Source organism: Uniformispora flossi (assembly GCF_049534875.1).
Lineage (GTDB): Bacteria > Actinomycetota > Actinomycetes > Streptomycetales > Streptomycetaceae > Yinghuangia > Yinghuangia aomiensis.
In genome coordinates this window covers 77,733-96,474 of sequence record NZ_JBMULZ010000023.1, presented here as the reverse complement: position 1 = coordinate 96,474, position 18,742 = coordinate 77,733, and the positions used below count along the sequence as shown (strand labels likewise).

Annotated in this window: 16 protein-coding genes; 4 read left to right on the top strand and 12 right to left on the bottom strand. The window is 71.9% G+C overall.

Annotated elements, in window-relative coordinates; genetic code table 11:
• Nucleotides 1-127: 127 nt before the first annotated feature.
• Both ACPA54_RS34185 and ACPA54_RS34180 read left to right on the top strand, forming a co-directional pair.
• Nucleotides 128-586 (top strand): hypothetical protein, encoded by a 459-nt coding sequence (locus ACPA54_RS34185; RefSeq protein WP_423535693.1) that lies wholly within the window; start codon nt 128-130, stop codon nt 584-586.
• Between the two features lie 179 nt (nt 587-765).
• Nucleotides 766-2,211: a recombinase family protein gene (locus ACPA54_RS34180; protein WP_423535692.1), complete on the top strand. Its 1,446-nt coding sequence runs from the start codon at nt 766-768 to the stop codon at nt 2,209-2,211.
• Nucleotides 2,212-2,256: 45 nt separating this feature from the next.
• On the opposite strand, the gene ACPA54_RS34175 is transcribed toward ACPA54_RS34180, so the two are convergent.
• A complete protein-coding gene (locus ACPA54_RS34175) occupies nt 2,257-4,185 on the bottom strand; it encodes a TIGR03960 family B12-binding radical SAM protein (RefSeq protein ID WP_423535690.1) in 1,929 nt (642 codons plus the stop codon).
• Between the two features lie 241 nt (nt 4,186-4,426).
• On the opposite strand from ACPA54_RS34175, the gene ACPA54_RS34170 reads away from it, so the two are divergent.
• Both ACPA54_RS34170 and ACPA54_RS34165 read left to right on the top strand, forming a co-directional pair.
• Nucleotides 4,427-5,317 (top strand): SPFH domain-containing protein, encoded by an 891-nt coding sequence (locus ACPA54_RS34170; protein WP_423535688.1) that lies wholly within the window; start codon nt 4,427-4,429, stop codon nt 5,315-5,317.
• 12 nt (nt 5,318-5,329) lie between these two features.
• Nucleotides 5,330-5,572 (top strand): type II toxin-antitoxin system antitoxin, encoded by a 243-nt coding sequence (locus ACPA54_RS34165; RefSeq protein WP_423535686.1) that lies wholly within the window; start codon nt 5,330-5,332, stop codon nt 5,570-5,572.
• A gap of 70 nt (nt 5,573-5,642) precedes the next feature.
• Here ACPA54_RS34165 and ACPA54_RS34160 read toward each other — a convergent pair whose 3' ends face one another.
• The 11 genes from ACPA54_RS34160 to ACPA54_RS34110 all read right to left on the bottom strand — a co-directional run bounded on the left by ACPA54_RS34160 (nt 5,643) and on the right by ACPA54_RS34110 (nt 18,707).
• The gene (locus tag ACPA54_RS34160; RefSeq protein ID WP_423535684.1) at nt 5,643-7,724 is read right to left on the bottom strand and encodes a hypothetical protein; all 2,082 of its coding nucleotides are present in this window, start codon (nt 7,722-7,724) and stop codon (nt 5,643-5,645) included.
• A gap of 106 nt (nt 7,725-7,830) precedes the next feature.
• The gene (locus ACPA54_RS34155; protein ID WP_423535683.1) at nt 7,831-9,921 is read right to left on the bottom strand and encodes a hypothetical protein; all 2,091 of its coding nucleotides are present in this window, start codon (nt 9,919-9,921) and stop codon (nt 7,831-7,833) included.
• Nucleotides 9,921-11,132 (bottom strand): lysylphosphatidylglycerol synthase domain-containing protein, encoded by a 1,212-nt coding sequence (locus ACPA54_RS34150; protein WP_423535681.1) that lies wholly within the window; start codon nt 11,130-11,132, stop codon nt 9,921-9,923. The genes ACPA54_RS34155 and ACPA54_RS34150 overlap by 1 nt, the downstream gene beginning before the upstream one ends.
• Nucleotides 11,129-12,379: an acyl-CoA reductase gene (locus ACPA54_RS34145; RefSeq protein WP_423535680.1), complete on the bottom strand. Its 1,251-nt coding sequence runs from the start codon at nt 12,377-12,379 to the stop codon at nt 11,129-11,131. The genes ACPA54_RS34150 and ACPA54_RS34145 overlap by 4 nt, the downstream gene beginning before the upstream one ends.
• Nucleotides 12,376-13,491 (bottom strand): LuxE/PaaK family acyltransferase, encoded by a 1,116-nt coding sequence (locus ACPA54_RS34140; RefSeq protein WP_423535678.1) that lies wholly within the window; start codon nt 13,489-13,491, stop codon nt 12,376-12,378. The genes ACPA54_RS34145 and ACPA54_RS34140 overlap by 4 nt, the downstream gene beginning before the upstream one ends.
• Nucleotides 13,488-14,936 (bottom strand): AMP-binding protein, encoded by a 1,449-nt coding sequence (locus ACPA54_RS34135; protein ID WP_423535677.1) that lies wholly within the window; start codon nt 14,934-14,936, stop codon nt 13,488-13,490. The genes ACPA54_RS34140 and ACPA54_RS34135 overlap by 4 nt, the downstream gene beginning before the upstream one ends.
• Nucleotides 14,933-15,715 carry an SDR family NAD(P)-dependent oxidoreductase gene (locus ACPA54_RS34130; protein WP_345676963.1) on the bottom strand — a complete coding sequence of 261 codons (783 nt, stop codon included), beginning with the start codon at nt 15,713-15,715 and terminating at the stop codon, nt 14,933-14,935. Before ACPA54_RS34130 ends, ACPA54_RS34135 begins: the two co-directional genes overlap by 4 nt.
• Nucleotides 15,708-15,986: an acyl carrier protein gene (locus tag ACPA54_RS34125; protein ID WP_423535674.1), complete on the bottom strand. Its 279-nt coding sequence runs from the start codon at nt 15,984-15,986 to the stop codon at nt 15,708-15,710. Before ACPA54_RS34125 ends, ACPA54_RS34130 begins: the two co-directional genes overlap by 8 nt.
• A gap of 177 nt (nt 15,987-16,163) precedes the next feature.
• Nucleotides 16,164-16,862 (bottom strand): UDP-N-acetylglucosamine acyltransferase, encoded by a 699-nt coding sequence (locus tag ACPA54_RS34120; RefSeq protein ID WP_345676961.1) that lies wholly within the window; start codon nt 16,860-16,862, stop codon nt 16,164-16,166.
• Nucleotides 16,778-17,434: an acyltransferase gene (locus ACPA54_RS34115; RefSeq protein WP_423535673.1), complete on the bottom strand. Its 657-nt coding sequence runs from the start codon at nt 17,432-17,434 to the stop codon at nt 16,778-16,780. Before ACPA54_RS34115 ends, ACPA54_RS34120 begins: the two co-directional genes overlap by 85 nt.
• A complete protein-coding gene (locus ACPA54_RS34110; protein ID WP_423535672.1) occupies nt 17,421-18,707 on the bottom strand; it encodes a glycosyltransferase family 4 protein in 1,287 nt (428 codons plus the stop codon). The genes ACPA54_RS34115 and ACPA54_RS34110 overlap by 14 nt, the downstream gene beginning before the upstream one ends.
• Nucleotides 18,708-18,742: the final 35 nt, after the last annotated feature.

The window sequence follows — 18,742 nt, the reverse complement described above, 5'->3', positions numbered from 1 at the left end:
CAGCCCGCCGCCGACCTGGTTCTCCGCACCCCGGTTTGCTGCGGAAAATCCGATGAATCCTCGCAGATGGCCGGTGCTGTGTGCAGGCGACGTAGCCTCGGAAGGGTCCATATCGAGGTGAAGAACCATGTTCCCGACGAATCGCACGCGACTGGCGGCCTTGGGCGCAGCAGCCGGCGCGGTTGTCGCTCTCGGCCTCGGGCCGATTGCGGGGATCGCGCAGGCGGCACCACACGCGCTGAAGGTTCCGCTCACCACCGCGAATGTCAACTGCGACGGTTCCCCCGCCGCGGGGCAGGGCACCGGACCCGGCGGCGGCTTCGTCATCTACAACGAGCCCGCCAACGGCAAGCTGATCGCCAACGTGGTCCTCCAGAACGCCCGGCCCGGTACCACGTACAACGTCCGGGTGATCCAGAGCGCGAGCACCTGCAGTCAGGTCGACGGCTCGATCACGACCGACAGCTCCGGAGGCGGCAGTGTGAACATCCAGGAGCCGGTCTCCGGCACCACGGCGTTCGTCGCGATCAACAACACCGGAAACCCGGCCAACGATTACCTCACCACCCAGGTGATACCCACGTGAGCCGTGCCCGGTGATCATCCCCGCGAACATCAAACGCGAACATCAAACGGCCCCAACGGAGTTCCGGTGGGGCCGTTTGATGTTCGCGCAGGGGAGCTACGATCTGGATCTCGGTCTGCATCTGCGGACAGAAAGCTACAGGCCCACATCCATGGCGCGATTGCCTCGTTGGGTAAGCCGTGAGCACTGAACCGACACGCACGACACCGCAGGTGCACTGGCGGGAGAGCGACCTCACGCTACTCGACGAGCTGCTGGCGGCCGATCAGTCTCTTCCACCGAATGCACCAGGCGCACTACTTTCGGTGAGGCTCTCCAGCCTCACCGCCGACACCACATCGCCTGTGCGCCAGGAGCTCGAACTACGGCAACTCGCGCGGGAACGGGGGTTCCGAGTCGTCGGAGTGGCAGCCGACCTGAATGTCTCCGCAACACGCGTCCCTCCGTGGAGGCGCAGGCAGCTCGGGCACTGGCTCAACGAGCGGGCGCCCGATTTCGACGTGCTGCTCTTCTGGAAGTTGGACCGCTTCGTCCGTCGACTCACCGATCTCAGCGTCATGATCGAATGGTGTACGGATCGCGGGAAGAATCTGGTCTCGAAGCACGAGGCCATCGATCTGTCCACACCGACCGGACGCAAGCTGGCGACCGTCATCGGCCGGGTCGCCGAGCTGGAAGCGGGCGGCGCCAGCACACGCGTCACGAGTCTTTGGGCGTACACGAAGACCCAATCGGACTGGCTTGTGGGCAAGCCTCCCTACGGCTACACAACCGATGCTTGCGGCATGCTGGTTGTGGAGCCCGGCGCCCGGCGCGTTCTGCGCTGGTGTCAGGGCGCGGCACTCCGCGGAGTGTCGGCCCGCCGGATGACTGCCGTACTCATCCGAGCACGCATCCCTACGGGCGGTGGCGGTCAGTGGACCGCTGGCACACTGCTACAGCGGCTGCGGAACCCGGCGCTGCTCGGGTGGAGAGTCGAGATGGACCGGGATGCGGCCACCCGCCGGTCGAAGATCGTGTGTGATCGAAACGGCAGCCCCATCCGAGTGGCTGACCCCATCTTTACGGAACAAGAGTGGCAGGCACTGCAGTCGGCACTCGACCGCAGGTCCGCCGCCAAGCCGCGTCGAAGCCCTCAAGGTGCCACCGATTTCCTGGGCGTCCTGGTGTGCAGCGACTGCGGCACGAACATGACGGCCCACCGAACGACAACGAATCAACGCATCTACACCTACCTCCGATGTCGGACGTGTCCAAGCGGAGGTCTGGGAGCACCTCACCCAGACGTGGTGTACCGCAGGCTCTCAACCGAAGTCATGGCCGCCCTCGGAGCGCTTCCGGTCCGCGTCCGGGAGTACCACGCCGGAACGGACGGAGATGACGGGCCGACAGCACCGTGCTGGACAGTGGTCTCGAACGGCGAGACTTTCGGCGTCCGCTGGCAGCGCGAAGGAGCCAAGACGATGGCCGAGGACCTGCGAAGGGCCGGGGTGATCTGCCGTGTCCGCCGGACAAAGATCCCACGGCAACGAGCGCCAGAGGTGAGCTTGCAGTTGGCTGTCCCGCACGATGTCGAGGAGCACCTGATCATCAAGCCGGATGTGTTCGGCGGCCGGACTCACTGACACCGTCGGCCCCGTACAGGTACGGGGCCGACGGGACGGGCATCGCTACTTGTTGACGACCGAAAGCGGCAAGAGCTGCTTGCCGGTCGGGCCGATTTGGATCTCGGTGCCGAGCTGCGGGCAGACGCCGCAGTCGAAGCACGGGGTCCAGCGGCAGTCTTCGACCTCGACCTCGTCGAGGGCGTCCTGCCAGTCTTCCCAGAGCCAGTCCTTGTCGAGGCCGGAGTCGAGGTGGTCCCAGGGGAGCACCTCGTTCCAGTCGCGTTCGCGGGTGGTGTACCAGTCGACGTCGACGGGTTCGTCGGCGAGGGCCTTCTCCGCGCTCTTCATCCAGCGGTCGAAGCTGAAGTGCTCGCTCCAGCCGTCGAAGCGGCCGCCGTCCTCCCAGACCGCGCGGATGATCTTGCCGACGCGGCGGTCGCCGCGGGACAGCAGGCCTTCCACGATGCCGGGCTTGCCGTCGTGGTAGCGGAAGCCGATGGACTTGCCGTACTGCCGGTCGGCGCGGATCACGTCGCGCAGCTTCTGCAGGCGCTCGTCGGTGGTCTTCGCGTCGAGCTGCGGCGCCCACTGGAACGGCGTGTGGGGCTTGGGCACGAAGCCGCCGATGGAGACCGTGCAGCGGATGTCGCGGCTGCCGGAGACCTCGCGGCCCTTGGCGATGACCTTCTTCGCCATCTCCGCGATCTGCAGGACGTCTTCGTCGGTCTCGGTCGGCAGGCCGCACATGAAGTACAGCTTCACCTGGCGCCAGCCGTTGCCGTACGCCGTCGCGACCGTCCGGATCAGGTCCTCTTCGCTGACCATCTTGTTGATGACCTTGCGCATGCGCTCGCTGCCGCCCTCGGGCGCGAACGTCAGGCCGGACCGGCGGCCGTTGCGGGTCAGTTCGTTGGCCAGGTCGATGTTGAACGCGTCGACGCGGGTCGACGGCAGCGACAGGCCGATCTTGTCCTCGGTGTAGCGGTCCGCGAGGCCCTTGGCGACCTCGCCGATCTCGGTGTGGTCCGCGGACGACAGCGAGAGCAGGCCGACCTCTTCGAAGCCGGTCGCCTTGAGGCCCTTCTCCACCATTTCGCCGATGCCGGTGATGCTTCGCTCCCGCACGGGGCGCGTGATCATGCCGGCCTGGCAGAAGCGGCAGCCGCGGGTGCAGCCGCGGAAGATCTCCACCGACATCCGCTCGTGCACCGTCTCGGCGAGCGGCACCAGCGGCTGCTTCGGGTACGGCCACTCGTCCAGGTCCATGACGGTGTGCTTGGACACCCGCCACGGCACGCCGGACCGGTTCGGGGCGACCCGCTGGATCCGGCCGTCCTCGAGGTAGTCGACGTCGTAGAACCGCGGCACGTACACGCCGCCGGTCACCGCGAGGCGGAACAGCAGTTCGTCGCGGCCGCCCGGGCGGCCTTCGGCCTTCCAGGCGCGGATCACGTCGGTGATCTGCAGCACCGCCTGCTCGCCGTCGCCCACCACGGCCGCGTCGATGAAGTCGGCGATCGGCTCGGGGTTGAACGACGCGTGGCCGCCGATGAGCACGATCGGGTCGTCCTCGGTGCGGTCCGCGGCCTCCAGCGGGATGCCCGCGAGGTCGAGCGCGTTGAGCAGGTTCGTGTAGCCCAGCTCGGTCGAGAAGCTGACGCCGAACACGTCGAACGCCTTCACCGGGCGGTGTGCGTCCACGGTGAACTGCGGGACGGAGTGCTCGCGCATGAGCTTCTCCATGTCCGGCCACACCGCGTACGTGCGCTCGGCGAGGACGTCGGCGACCTCGTTGAGCACCTCGTACAGGATCATGACGCCCTGGTTGGGCAGGCCGACCTCGTACGCGTCCGGGTACATGAGCGCCCAGCGCACCGCGGCGGCGTCCCAGTCCTTGACGGTCGAGTTCAGCTCGCCGCCCACGTACTGGATGGGCTTCTGCACGCGCGGCAGGAGCGGTTCCAGGCGCGGGAAGACCGAGTCGGCGGGCATGGTGCATCCTCCGGCAGGGGATGGGGGAACAGCCTCCCAGCTTAACGCCTGCCCGGAGTCCCCCCGACCGCCCCGAACCCTGGAAAAAGTGATATCACTTTGCTAGTTTTCTGTTGTCACCCTTCACGGGGTGGCAGCGTCACATCACTGCGGGGAGGCGGCCATGAGCGGCGCACCAGGCACATCGGGCACATCAGGCACACCGGCAACTCCGGGCGGTCCGGGCGATGTAGCGGTCGACATGCCCGCGCCCCCGGTCCGCGAGCACGTGGTCCGCGGCGTCGGCGGCGGTCCGGCACTCGGCATCGGGCTGCTGATGCTGATCGGCGCCGTCGTCATGTTCGTCGCCAGCAGCGGCGTCGAGGGCGGGCAGCGCGGCGCCCTGATCGGCGGCGGCATCGTGATCGCCCTGCTGGCGCTGTTCGGCCTCGGCGGCCTCAACTCGGTCGCGCCCGGGCAGGCGCGCGTGGTGCAGCTCTTCGGCCACTACAAGGGCACCGTGCGGCAGAGCGGCCTGCGCTGGGTGAACCCGCTGACCCACCGCACCGCGGTGTCGACCCGGATCCGCAACCTGGAGACGGACGTCGTCAAGGTCAACGACAACGACGGCAACCCGATCGAGATCGCCGCCGTGGTGGTCTGGCAGGTCGAGGACACCGCGCAGGCGATCTTCTCGGTCGACGACTTCGTGGAGTTCGTGGCAATCCAGTCGGAGACCGCGGTCCGGCACATCGCCAGCCGCTACCCCTACGACAACCACACCGACGACGGCCTGTCGCTCCGCGACAACGCCGACGAGATCACCGGCGAACTCTCCGCCGAGATCGGCGCCCGCGTCTCCGCGGCAGGTGTACGGGTGATCGAGTCCCGGATCACGCATCTCGCCTACGCACCGGAGATCGCGCAGGCTATGCTGCGCCGCCAGCAGGCCGGCGCCGTCGTGTCGGCACGCACGAGGATCGTGGAAGGGGCGGTCGGCATGGTCGAGTTGGCGCTGAACCGCCTCGACGAACAGGACCTGGTCGCCCTGGACGACGACCGCCGCGCCGCGATGGTCAGCAACCTCCTTGTGGTGCTGTGCAGCGACCAGTCGACCCAGCCGGTGGTGAACACCGGTTCGCTCTACCAATAGCTCCGAGGCCCGGTGACCGAGCGGAAGAAGATCCTGCTGCGTCTCGACCCGGCGGTCCACGACGCGATCGCCCGCTGGGCGGCGGACGAACTGCGCAGCACCAACGCGCAGATCGAGTTCCTCCTCCGGCGGGCGCTCGGCGACGCCGGGCGGACGCCGCGCGACGCGGGCGCCCCGGCCCGCCGCGGGCGCCCGCCGAAACGCGCCGCGGACCCGGCCGAGGAACCCGGCGCTCCAGAGAACGAGCCCGGCTGAGGCCGCGCCCTCCGGCTCCGAGCCCTCCGACTGCGAGACCTCCGGCTCCGCGCCCTCCGCATCCGGGCCGTCAGCTCTTCCCGCCGCCGATCTGCACGATCTTCACGCAGTGGCAGGGGTTCTGCGCGGCGGCCCGGACCAGGCGCACGCCGACGACGGGGTCGAACGAGACGATCTGCAGCGGTACCGGGCTGGTGCGGCTGTAGACCTCGAGGTTCTCGTCCCAGTTCTGCGCGACGTAGTACATCGGGTCGAGGGCTTTGCGGGCGTCCTGCTTCTCGGAGGCGACGAGCGGCATGTCGGCGACGTACTTCTCCAGCGTGCCGAGCTGGTGGTTGAGCACCGCGGCCTGCATGGTGACCAGCGCGTTCTGCCACGCGGTGCGGCTGGCCCGCAGCACGACCATGGTGAACTTGCCGTTGCCGAGCAGCTTGCGGCGCTGCATGGCCATGAGTTCGCTCTGCGCGGGGCTGACGATCAGGCCGTCGGCCCAGACCTTGCCCCACGTGTTGTCCGGCGCCGGCCGGTTGTCGCGGAACTCGGGCTTGCCGAAGCTGATGCCGCCCGCGAGCAGGACGCCCGCGAGGGCCGCCGCCACGGCCACGGTCCCCCGGGCCGCCCACCGGCCCCGGCTACCGAGCTTGTCGGCCCTCTCGTGAGCAACACGCGGCAGCGGCAACCGGCTTCGGGAGATCAGCGCGCCGGCGCCGCCGAGGCCGATCAGCCCGGTGACGAGCCAGGCGTAGAGCAACTTCTCCAGGTAGTACGACGACTCGCCGATCTCCGACCGCTGGTACACCCACAGGCCGAGCGCCACCACGGCCGCTGCGGCGACCTGGATCCCCATGAGCCGCTGGGTGGGCGACCGCCGGGCCCGGGACACCGCCAGGTACAGCACGAACACCGCCGTCGCCGCCGCGAGTACGCGCCGGGGCGCGCGGATGATCGGCCCCCATAGCAGCAGATGCGACGACGCGTTGAAGTCCCCCGCCAGGCGCGGCACCACGATCGGCACCAGCACCAGCGGCACGACGGCCGCGCAGGTCACCGCCACGGGCAGCAGGCGGCGCCGCAGGCGGGCGCGGACCGCCCACATGGTGGCGGCGGCGCCCAGGGCGAGCGCGGGTGCGTAGAGCGGGTAGGTGAACGCGACACCGATCAGCGCCAGGCCGACCAGCACGGTCTGTTCGACCGGCCGGTCGGGGTAGCGCACCAGCAGCGCGATGGCGAGGACGGTGAAGAACAGGCCGAGCACCTGCGAGTCGAAGCCGTACCAGACCGACGTGGTCATGACCCCGGTGGCGAGGAACGCGCCGATGGCGGACAGCGCCAGCGCGCCGCGCCAGCCGCGCGCACGGTGCCCGGCGACCCAGCGGGCCGCCCAGACGGTGGCCAGCACGAACGCGCCGTACCCGAGCAGCAGGAGTGAGTAGTAGCGGTGGGCTTCCGCAACACCGTTGCCGGGCGCGGCGCCGTTCATCCGGAACGAGTCGGCGAGGGCGTACAGGAAGTGCGCGCCGTTGGGGTAGTTGGTGGCCATGCCCGAGACGAGGATCTGCTTGGTGTGGCCGGGGTCGAGGAAGGCGTAGCCGTCGAGCTGCCGGATGGCGTCGAACAGGCTGAATTGGCGCAGCCGGTCGCCGGTGTCGTTGCCCGCGAAGTAGCCGAGGCGTTCGACGAGCGGCCGGGTCGCGGTCGGCCACGCGGTCATCAGCCAGGCGGCGAGTCCGGCGCCGGCGACCGCGAGGTCGGTGCCGTACACCCGGGTCGGCAAGGTGGGCTTGCGGCGCAGCGCCCACGCGGCCGCGACCAGCAGCGTGAACGCGAACCCCGCGACGGGCACGGGGTGCAGCCCCCACGGCCACACGGAGAACAGCAGTCCGCCGACGAGCGCCGCGCCCGCGACGGCGCCGGCCGCGATCACAAGGCGGTCGAGGAGTCCCCCGCCGGGGCGCAGCAGGCTCGCGGTGGCCGCGACGACGAGGGCGGGCAGCACCAGGTCGGCGTGGGCGAGGTGGGCGAGCGCGGTCACCGCCCAGGCCGCGGCGAGGGCGGTGAGCGCGGCGGGGGTGCGGCGGCGCAGGAAGGCGGCGCGCGACGCGTACGGCCGCGGGCCGGGCTGCTGTTCGGGGGCCGCTACACGGTCGAGCACCTGGACCTCCTGGAGGCCGTTCGGTCGTGCCGGCGCGCAGGCGGGCGCGCCGGCGAGGTCCCGCGGGGTTTCGGCGGGCGGGGTCCGCGGGCGTCCGGGCGCGTGGTCACACAGGTCTGCCGAGCCGGTCCACGCGGACGATACGCAGGCCCAGGTCGGGCCGTTGGGCCGCGAACTTCCGCAGCTCGCGCTCCACCCACGGGTCCCAGACCACGACGCGCAGCGGGATCGGACTGGCCGCGAGGATACGGCGCAGCCGGGCCACGCCGCGTTCGGTCACCTCGGACCGGTCGCCGTACGGGAGGGCTTTGCCGGTCGGCGCGGGCCGCAGGGGCTCGCCGGGGGCGATGCCGTCGACGTCCTTGAGGGCGTACAGCGTCTTCTGGAGGCGGCCGTAGTCGTGGTTGAGCACGGCCAGGGTGTTGGACGCGTCGACGTTGACCCAGTGCTGGTCGGACAGCAGTGCCATGGTGGGCACGCCGTCGCCGAGGAACTTCGCGTTGTAGAGGACTTTGAGGCTGTCCGCATAGGGGTTCTGGATGCGGCCGGACGCCCACACCGCGCCCCAGTTCATGTCGGGTCCGGGGCGTCCGTCGTATTGCACGCGGCCCCAGTGCAGTCCCCCGGCGAGAATTGCCGCCGCCACGACGGCCGCGACCGCGCCGAACGCGTTCCGGGTCCGGAGCAGGGCCGGGGAAGATCGCGGAGAAGCCGCCATGGAGGGCCGGGGGGCCGCCCTCCGCAGCCAGAGCACGGCGGGCCCGAGCGCCACCAGGCACAGGACGGTCCACGCGTGCAGCATCTTCTCGAAGTAGTACACGGTGCCGCCGACGGACAGCACCTGGTACGCCCAGAAGACCGCCAACGCGGCTCCTCCGGCGAGCAGTTGACCGAACATGACCCGGTACGCAGGCGAACGCCGAGTGCCCGCGCGCACCAGACCGAGGAAGGCGACGATCGCCAGCCCGGCCAGGAAACGGCGCTGCATGCGCACGATGGGCCCAGCGAGCAGCAGGTGGCTTCCGACGTTGAGCGTGCCGACCAGCTTCGGCAGCACGGCGGGCAGCAGCGCGACCGGGACGGCCACCACCGCCACGGCCGCGTAGGCCCGCCAGGACCGCCGAACGCGTTTGCGGTACACGGCGAGCCCGGCCACACCGGCGAGCGCGATCGGGACGAGGAACAGCGAGTAGCACCAGCTGACGGCGACCACGAGCGCGCCGAGCAGCACCGCGCTGTCGCCGTCCTTCACCGGCGGCCGGGCGATCAGCGCGACGGCCAGAGCGAAGAAGCCGAGGCCGAGCATTTCCGCGTCCGACTCGTTCCAGAACCCGGTCATCAGGACGCCGGTGGCCAGGTACGCGCCGACGCCCGCGCAGACGACCGCACGGCGGCGGTCGGACACCGCCGGTCCGGCGACCCACCGGCAGGCCCAGGTGACGCACACGACGAAGAACGCGTAGCCGATGACCGCCCACCAGTAGTAGCGGTGGAAGGCGGCGGTCGACGTGCTCGGGTCGGCGCTGGAGCGGGCGAACACGTCGCCGAGGGCGTACAGCATGTGCGTGCCGCTCGGGTAGTTCGCTTCCATGCCGGGCAGCACGATTTCGCGGGCCTGGTCGGAGTGGAAGAAGCCGTAGCCGCCGACCTGCTGGATCGCGTCGAACAGCGAGAAGTGCCGCAGCCGGTCGCCTTGTCCGACCGCGGTCAGGTAGGGCAGCGACTGCTTGAAGCCGACGCGGGCGACCGGCCAGGCCAGGGTGATCGCGGACGCGGCGCCGGACGCCAGGATCACCGCGTCCGACCACAGCACCTTGCGGGGCAGTTTCGGCCGCCGTCCGGTGGCGAAGGCGACCGCGAGCAGCGCGGTCATCGCGCTCCCGGCGACGGGCGCGGGTTCGAGATGCCACGGCCACACCGAGAACAGCAGTGCGGCGGTGATCGTCGCGCCGCCGAGCAGCCCTGCGGCGAGCACGAACCGGTCGAGCAGCGCGGACCCGGCCCGCAGCAGGGACGCAGTACCGACGAACACCACCAGCGCGGACAGCGGATCGGCGTGCAGCGCGTGTGCGGCGAACGCGAACAGCCAGACGAGAACCAGCAGGCCGCCCCACACGGCGGCCCGGCCTCCGGGCCCGGACAGCCGGGTCCGGCAGCGCGCGGTCAGGCCGCGCAGCCCGGAGAGCCGGTAGAGCATCAGCGCGTCCCCCGCTCGTCCGGTGCCGGGTCGGGCGCCGCGTCGGGCCGCGGGCCGCGCTCCGGGTCGGGTTCCGGGTGGGGCTCCGGGTCGGCGTGCGGCTCGGGCTCGGGGTCGACGCGGGTGGCCTTGTGCGCGATGGCGTCGGCGCGGTCGGTGGCCGTGGGGTCCGCCGGGTCCTTGAGGACGTGCCGAGCAAGCAGGGCCGCGATGCCCGCCGACACCAGGTCGGCGACGGTGAAGAGGATCCGCGACACCAGCGCGAGCGCGACGGCCTGGCCGCGCGGCATCGTCGTGGCCAGCGCCGCGACGAGGACGATCTCGCGGACGCCGGCGCCGGACGGCAGCACGAACGCGAACACGCCCGCGGTCAGGCCGACCGCGATGGCGCCGATGCACAGCAGCAGTTGCTGCAGGTCCGCGGGGGCGACACCGCGCGCGAGGATCCACAGGTGGACGCCGAAGAGCACATAGGCGAACGATGCAAGGCCCGCACTGCGGCCCACCAGCCCCCACGTGAGGCGGAGCTTCACCGGCGGGCGCTTGAGCAGCCGCAGGGTGAACTCGCCGGTGCGCGCCAGGACTTTCGGGTGCAGTCCGGCGAACCCGATCGGCAGGAGGAGGAACGCCCAGGCGGCGCCCGGCGCGTCCTTGAGCACGACGGGCAGGGCGAGGACGCCGAGCAGCAGCGCGGTGACCACGGAGATGATCACGTAGAGCAGCGACGCGGTGAAGATGCGGGCGCGGGAGACCTGGGCTTTGCGGCCGAGTTCGAGCTGGAGGACGTACGTCCACACCGAGCCGGGCACGTACTTGCCGAGTTGGCTGACGAGCTGGATCTGCGCGCCTTTGAGGACGCCGATGGGCTTGCCCATGCCGTCCACGAGCTGCTGCCACGACAGCGTTCCGACGAACATGCCGACGAGGAGCACGAAGCCGCTGCAGGCGACCGAGTACCACGGGAGTTCGTCGAGGGTCTTGGCGACCTCGTCCCAGTTCCCCAGGACGATGTAGACGATTCCGCCGACCGCGAGCACCAGCAGCACGGGCCGGGCCACCACCATGAGCCGGGCCAGGACCCGCTGCCAGGGCGGCCGCGGCGGGCGCGGCGCGGCGGCGTCCGCGGCCGGGGCGGACGCGTCCGGGGCGGGCGGTTCGGAGGCGGGGCCGGTCGCCGGGGTGGCGGCGGGGTCCGCCGCGGGACCGGTCACCGGCCGGCCGCGACGGTGGTGAGGCGGGTGAACTCGCGTGGCAGGTCGTAGCCGTCCCAGACCGGGGCGAACGACAGCGCGGAGCCGAACGGCACGATGCGGTCGATGCCGCGGCCGGCCGCCGCGGAGGCGAACGCGGCCAGGTCCTCGGGGGCGAAGCCGAAGTGGCTGAGCGTCTGGTCGCGGCGCTGCACCATGGCCGCGACGTCGGTGAGCGCGGCGACGGACGCGGTCGGGAACGCGCCCGCGCCGAGCCACGTGCGGGGCACGTCGAGGGGGTCGGCGAGGTCGAGGACGGCGACGGCCTCGGCGGCACGGAAGCTCAGCGTGCGGGCCCGGCCTTCGGCGGCGACCCCGTACGCGGCGACGCGCTTGTGCACGGCCATCGCCGGGTCGGGGCGTTCCCCGCGGCGGGCGAGCAGCGCGGCGAGCCGGTCGAAGAGGTCGTCCCGGGCCGCGTCGGCGGCGTCCGGGGGGCCGACGAAGTACACGGCGCGCGGCGACGCGCAGGCGGCCTGGTCGAACCAGTAGCTGTCGTTGTACAGGTCCAGGACGGCCTGGTCGCGGGCGGCGTCGGAGGCGGCCGCCCATCCCCCGGCGTGCACCGCGGCGAACGACGCGCGGTCCGGGAAGGCCAAGTCGCGGGCCGCGGGGCCGAGCGGGGTCCGCCGGACGGCCGCCACCGAATGGTCGCCGCCCCACACGACGCGCAGGTCGCAGGCCTCGGACAGGGCCGCGGTGGCGGCGTCGTCGCGGTCGTAGGTGATCATGCGCTGGGTGGCCGCGACCGCGGGGTGGGCGGCGGCCAGGGCGGACTCCAGTCGCTCCAGGACCCGGTCCGCGGCGGCGCCGGAGCGCGGCGAGACGCGGACCACGTTGCGGTTGCCGGTGAGCGCGGCGAGCGCCCACGCGTAGACGAAGATCGTGTCGACGTTCGCGGGCGGGATGTGGAAGAGCAGGCCGCGCGGGAATCGCAGGGTGCGGATGCCCGCGCGGTCGGGCTCGGCGAGCCGGGCGAGCTGCGCGTCGAGTTCGGCACGGCGCAGGAAGAAGCCGAGCGGAGCCAGTTCGGGATGGCTGCGGATCAGGGCGGGTTCGAGAAGGGTGCGCCCGAACGCCGTCAGGAAGTCGACGATGCGCGGGTCGCCGACGGTGAGCGGACCGCCCGGCACCTCCCCGGCCAGGTCGTCCAGGACCTCGGCCAACGGCCGGTCCGGCCCCGCCGGGAAGCGCTGACGGATCATCATGCGGCCTGTTCCCCCTGGGAGTCGGCGGCTTGGTCGGATGCTTGGGCGGGTGCTTGGTCGGGTGCCTCGGTGAACGTGTCGCTGCAGCCGCGGGCTTCGGCGCGGGGCAGCCGGCCCAGGACCGAGAAGCGCTTGCCCGGCCAGTACCCGTCGTCGGTGCCGTGCACGACGCCGAGGTCCTCGGTGAGCAGCACGTGGCCCGGGTACGAGCGGGGCAGCGTGCTGACCACCTCGATGAGGCCGGGCGTGCCCGCGGGTTGTTCGGCCCAGGTCTCCGGGTCGCGGATCACCACGTCGGCGAAGTCCGGGCAGTACAGCGCGTCGCCGTCCGGGCCTTCGACGAAGACGGTGCCGATCTGCTCGACCATGCCGTAGTAGTTGTGGATGCGGGTGAGGCCGGTGTCGGCGGCGAACCGGGCGCGGAACGTGGCGTTGTCGACGGCCCGGTCGGCGAGCTTCTTCCAGCCGCCGGAGTGCACGAGGATGCCGTGCGACAGGTCGAACGCGTGCGCGGCGGCGACCTCGTAGAGGTACTGCCAGACCATGAAGGTGAAGCCGAAGACCAGGAACGGCGCGTTGCCGTGGGTGCCGAGGAACCGGGCGACGGCGTCCGGGTCCGGGCGGCCTTCGGCGTCCAGGACGTAGGTGTGGTCGCGGCCGAACCCGGCCATGCCGAGGACGCCCGCGCCGCGCGCCGAGAACGAGCGGCGGTCCTTGACCACGGACGGCGTGTCGACCATGAGCATCGGCAGCCGCTGCCCGCCGAGGACGGTCTGCAGCGTGCGGCTGAGCGCCCGGGTCTGGTCCGCGGCGGCCTGCCGGTCGAGGTGGATGCGGGACACCTCGGCGCCGGTGGTGCCCGACGACGTGAGGGTCTTGAAGATCTCCTCGCGCGGCACGCTCGCCAGGTCGTGGTGCTTGAAAAGGCGCACCGGCAGCCACGGCAGCTCGGCGATGCTCCCGGCGGTCCCCGTGACCCCGAGGGCCGCGAGGATCCGGTCGTATTCGGCGCAGTTGGCCCGGTGGTGCGCGGTGAGCGCGACGAGTTCGGGCAGCAGTTCGGCTTCGCGCTGCTCCTGGGTGCGGGAGAACACGTGGGCGGGCGCGGTCACCTGTCCGCCTCCAGGGCCCGGTAGTCGACCTTGCCGCTGGCCAGCAGCGGCAGCGTGTCGACGGAGCGCACGTCGAACCCGGACGCGTGCACACGCAGTCGCTCGGCGAGGGCGCGCGCGGCGGCCCGGCAGCGCTCGCCGTCGGCGCCTTCCAGCCAGATGACGACGCGGTCGTCGCCCGGCACCGCGGCCGCGACGCCGTGCCCGCGCAGCAGGTCTTCGAGGTCGTCGAGGCTGACGCGGGTGCCGAAGACCTTGCCGATGCGCTTGAGGCGCCCGGTGATGGTCAGGAAGCCCTCGGTGTCGAGGCGGCCGAGGTCGCCGGTGGGCAGCACGCCGCCCAGGTCGTCGCCGCGGGCCAAGTCGGCCTCGGTCTCGGCGTAGCCCATCATCACGTTGGGCCCGGCGTAGACGACCTCGCCGGCGCCGTCCGGGTCCGCCGGGCCGTCGAGCGGCCGGATGGTGAACGCGCCGCCGGGGATGGCCTGTCCGGCGCTGCCGATCTTGTCGGCCAGCCGCTCGGGCGGCAGGACGGCCATGCGCGCGGTGGCCTCGGTCTGCCCGTACATCACGGCCAGGCGCCCGCCGGCCGCGGCCATGCGGTCGGCGAAGTCCTGGACGAGCGCCGGGCTCAGCCGGCCGCCCGCCTGGGTGAGGGTGCGGATGGACGGGTGCGCGGCGGGAGCGAAGCCGATCCGGCGCAGCATCTCGTAGTGGTACGGGACGCCGGCGAAGCTGGTCGCGCGGTACGTGTCGACCGCGTCCCAGAAGCTGCGGGACAGCACCCCGTTCGGCTCGACGAGGACGGTGGCGCCGGCCACGAGGTGGCTGTTGAGCACCGACAGGCCGTAGCTGTAGTGCAGCGGCAGGCTGGTGGGCGCCACTTCGCCGGGGCCGATGCCGAGCGCGACCGCGATCGAGCGGGCGTTCGCGAGGACCGCGCCCGCGGACAGCCGGACCAGCTTGGGGTTGCCGGTGGAGCCGCTTGTGGTGAGCAGGACGCCCAGGTCGGGGTGCGGCGTCTCGCCGTCCGGGTCGAGGCGCACCCAGCCGGTGCCGTCGAACGCGCGGTACCCGGCGGGCACCGGCCCGTCGGCGCCGGTGACGCCCGCGGGCCGGAAGCGGCCGATCAGCGTCTCCAGCGCGGTGCGGTCCAGCGCCGGGTCGAGCAGCAGCACCGGACGGCCCGCGGCCAGCGCGCCGAGGTACCGCAGCACGCCGGGGAGGTCGAGCGGGGTCAGCGCGAACAGGACGCCGGTCGGCAGCGCGGACAGCCGGTCGGCGGCCTCCGCGACGGCGCCGCGCAGCTCGGGGCCGCGCAGCGCGGTGCCGGTGGCGCCGTCCACGAGGGCGGCACCGGGGTGCACCAGTTCGCCGGCGGCGTTGCCTGGCCGGTCGTCGGGTTCGGGCTGCGGGTACCGGTGCCGCGGGGTCTCGATGCTCACAGCACCAGGCCTCCGTCGACGCCGACGATCTGGCCGGTGACGAACGCCGCGTCGGGCCCGCACAGGAAGCGGATCACGCGGGCCACCTCCTCGGGGGTGCCGACGCGCCCGAGCGCGGTGTCGGCGACGCGGCCCGCGACCAGGTCCTCGGGCAGGTGGGCGATCATGTCGGTGGCGATCACGCCGGGCGCGACCGCGTTGACCCGGATGTTGTAGCGGCCGAGTTCCTTGGCCGCGGTCTTGGTGAGCGCGCTCACCGCCCCCTTCGAGGCCGCGTAGGCGCTCTGCCCGGCGTTGCCGCGTTCGCCGACGATCGAGGCGAGCAGCACGATGGCGCCGGAGCGCTTGCGCATCATGGCGCGGGCGGCGGCCTGGAGGCAGCTGAGCGTGCCCGCGACGTTGGTGGACAGCATGCGGTCGACCAGGTCGTCGCGGATCATCCCGATCAGCGCGTCCTCCAGCACACCGGCGTTCGCGACCAGGCAGTCGATGCCGCCGTGTTCGCGGGCGATCTCGGTGAACAGCGCGCGGACGGCGGCCGAGTCGGTGACGTCGAGCGCGTGCCCGACGACGGTCGCCCCGGTCGCGGCCGCCGCGCGGCTCGCGCGTTCCTTGGCCTTGGCCTCGTCGCGGCCCGTCAGCACCACGGTGGCGCCCGCCTCGGCGAGCGCGTCCACGGTGGCCGCGCCGATGCCGCGGGTGCCGCCGGTGACCACGCAGATCCGCCCGGCCAGGCCGGTCGAGGCGGCCTGGCCGGTTTCGGGGGCCGCGCTAGTCACCGAGCCCCATTCCGCGGAGCATGTCGTAGGCGACCTTGAACCCGCTCATCTCGATGACCTGGTCGGTGTCGAACTGCACGCCGAACTCGTCCTCGATCGCGGCGACGAGCGCCATGTGGCCGAGCGAGTCCCACTTGTCGATCTCGCGGTAGCGCAGTTCCTCGATCTGCACCGACGGGTCGAGGTCGAGTGCGTAGGCGAAGACGCCCTTGAGGCGGTCCCTCGTGGTGGCGCCGTCCTTGGTGGTGGAGTCGTCCGTGGTGGTGGACATGTGTCCCCCTTTCGTACGCGGTTGCCGGTCGGCCCGGTCGGCCGTGGCGGTCGGTTGGCCGCGGCCGGTCCTTCGCTGTCCGGCCCGGCCGTCGGATGGCCGGGCACCGGAAACGCGGGTGAGGCGGGATACCCGCTCCCTACCGGGTGCCACGGCAGCGCGCTGGCACGCGCGAAGTCACTCGGCCGGAGTACGCCCGCGTTCCCACGCGGCGAGCAGCGCGGCGATCTCGCCGGGCAGGCCGTCCGGGACCGGCGCGTGCCCCTTCACGTATTCGGCCATCGCCTCGGCGGCGGGTCCGGCGACGCCGCAGCGCCCGAGGCCGACCTCGTTCACGCCGACCTCGCGTGCCGGGTTGCCCACCGCGATGCTGAACGGCGCCACCTCGCGGCGGACCGACGCCCCCATGCCCACCATGGCGCCCGGCCCGATGCGGCTGTGCTGGTGGACCACCGCCCCCATGCCGATGTTGGCGTGCGCGCCGACCTCGGTGTGCCCGCCGAGCTGGGCGGAGCAGGACAGCGTCACGCCGTTGTCGAGGAGCACGTCGTGGCCGACGTGGCTGCGCACCAGCAGGTAGCACTCGTCGTCGATGCGGGTGGCCCGCTTGGTGCCCTGGTGCACGGTCACGAACTCGCGCAGCCGGTTCCCGTCGCCGATCTCCACGCCCTCGCCGGCCAGCTCCCCGTCCCAGGCGGCCGGGTGCGGGCCGCCGCGCCATTCCGCCGGGGCGCCGATGGAGACGTGCGGTCCGATCCAGTTCCCGTCGCCGATCCGGCACGGGCCGAGGATCACGCTGTAGGGCCCGACGAGGTTTCCGTCGCCGAGGACGACGCCGTCGCCGACGACAGCGGTGGGGTGGATGCGGTTGGCCACGGTGATTCCTGACTCTGGGTGGGGTGCGCGCCCGCACGGACCCGGCGCACCTCGGCCTGGATGTGCTCGTCGTCGATGCGCTGGATCACCCGTGCGGGGTTGCCGCCGACGATGCAGCGGTCCGGGACGTCCTTGGCCACCACGGACAGCGGCGACACGGTGGCGAAGTCGCCGATGACGACGCCCGGCATGATGACGCTGTTGCCGCCGATGAAGCAGCCCTTGCCGATCCGGATCGGCTTGCGTTCGATGAGGTCGGACCCGGAGTGGTTCTGCAGGGTCATGTTGGCCAGCCAGCTGGAGTGCGTGAACACGAGCACGTTGAGGCCGATGCTGGTGTGCGCGCCGATGCTGAGCCCGCCGCTCGCGTCCAGCACGGCGCCCTCGCCGATCCAGCAGTGCTCGCCGATTTCCAGGCGCTCCGGATTCACGATCTTGGCGCGCTCGCGGATGCGGGTGGTCGGCGGCAGGCCGAGCAGGGCGGCGCGCTCGCTGTCGTTCATGTACTGGCCGACGAGGTCGGTCAGGATCGCCGGGCGCAGCCGGTTGCTGCGGTCGTCATCGTGAAACATCGGCGGGCTCCTCGCGGGCCGGGTCCTCGCGGGCGGGGTCGTTGCTCGGCGCGGCGAGCGAGGGGGCGCCGGAACGGCCGCCCGCGGAGGGCTGCCCGCCGGTCATCCGCGCGAACACCTCCAGGTGCTGCTCGGTGACCCGGTCGAGGGTGAAGTGCTCGTGGACCAGGGCCTGCTGGCGGGCGGCGATGGCGGCGCGCTCCGCGGGGTCGTCGAGGAGCCGGATCAGCGCGGCGGCGAGTTCGTCGGAGTCGCGGTGCGACACCAGGACGGCGTTCTCCCAGTTGACCAGGTCGATGCCCGGGAAGTTCGTCGCGCTGACGGCGACGACGGTGGCCCGGCCGGCGGCCATGGCCTCCAGGCTGGCGGTGCCGCAGCCGCCGCCGGACAGGTCGTGTACTTCGATGTCGGCGGCGGCGAAGTAGGCGGGCACGTCGTCCTTGGGGACCGCGCCGACGCAGATCACCGCGTCCTCGATGCCGAGTTCGCGGGCGCGTTCGAGGAACGCGTCGTAGTAGACGGTACCGACCACGACGAGCTTGGTGTCCGGGTACTTGGCGAGGACCGCGGGCAGCGCGTCCATCAGGAGCTTGCGGTCGCGGAGCGGGATGACGTGTCCGACGGAGACGATCAGCGGCCGGTCGCCCAAGCCGAGTTCGGCGCGGATGTCGCGGCTCGGCGGCGCTTCGAAGCGGGCCGGGTCGACGGCGACCGGGATGTACTCGTAGTGGTGGTCGCCGGAGTCGTAGCGGGCGGTGCAGTACGTCGCGGCGTGCTCGTCCATGATCACGTAGCGCGGGTCGTAGCGGCGCAGCATGCGGCGCAGGAACACCCGGTCGATGGCGCGGAACGCGTTGGCGTAGAAGGCGCGGGGGCTTTCCAGCCGGGTGTGGATGGACAGCAGCACCGGGACGTTCCGCTTGCGCGCGTACTGGCCGGTGAGCCAGCTCAGGTCGAGGAACTGGCCGTGCTGGTGGATGACGTCCGGCTTGAACCGGTCGAGCAGCCGGAAGACCCGGCGCAGGTTGCGGGGCCCGCTGGTGAAGGTGATGTCGAAGTCGATCGACAGGCCCATCTTGGGCATCACGAACGCCGGGAGGCGGTGGATGTCCACGCCGTCGACGACTTCGTGGGCGGGGGCTCCGCGGTAGGCGGCGGTCAGCACCGTGACCTGGTGTCCGCGCTTGGCGTACTCCTGGGCGAGGGCCGCGGAGAGGTGCGAACTGCCGCCCACCCGGGGCGGAAAGAAGTTGTTGACGACGGCGATACGCATGGTCTGGCGGATGCTCTCGGGGGTCGGTGCGGTCG

What these genes read in the sequence shown, in the direction of transcription:
- ACPA54_RS34185 (WP_423535693.1), top strand. Translation starts at nt 128, where the DNA reads ATGTTCCCGACGAATCGCACGCGACTGGCGGCCTTGGGCGCAGCAGCC.
- ACPA54_RS34175 (WP_423535690.1), bottom strand. Translation starts at nt 4,185, where the DNA reads ATGCCCGCCGACTCGGTCTTCCCGCGCCTGGAACCGCTCCTGCCGCGC.
- ACPA54_RS34170 (WP_423535688.1), top strand. Translation starts at nt 4,427, where the DNA reads ATGCCCGCGCCCCCGGTCCGCGAGCACGTGGTCCGCGGCGTCGGCGGC.
- ACPA54_RS34155 (WP_423535683.1), bottom strand. Translation starts at nt 9,921, where the DNA reads ATGCTCTACCGGCTCTCCGGGCTGCGCGGCCTGACCGCGCGCTGCCGG.
- ACPA54_RS34145 (WP_423535680.1), bottom strand. Translation starts at nt 12,379, where the DNA reads ATGATGATCCGTCAGCGCTTCCCGGCGGGGCCGGACCGGCCGTTGGCC.
- ACPA54_RS34125 (WP_423535674.1), bottom strand. Translation starts at nt 15,986, where the DNA reads ATGTCCACCACCACGGACGACTCCACCACCAAGGACGGCGCCACCACG.
- ACPA54_RS34115 (WP_423535673.1), bottom strand. Translation starts at nt 17,434, where the DNA reads ATGTTTCACGATGACGACCGCAGCAACCGGCTGCGCCCGGCGATCCTG.
- ACPA54_RS34110 (WP_423535672.1), bottom strand. Translation starts at nt 18,707, where the DNA reads ATGCGTATCGCCGTCGTCAACAACTTCTTTCCGCCCCGGGTGGGCGGC.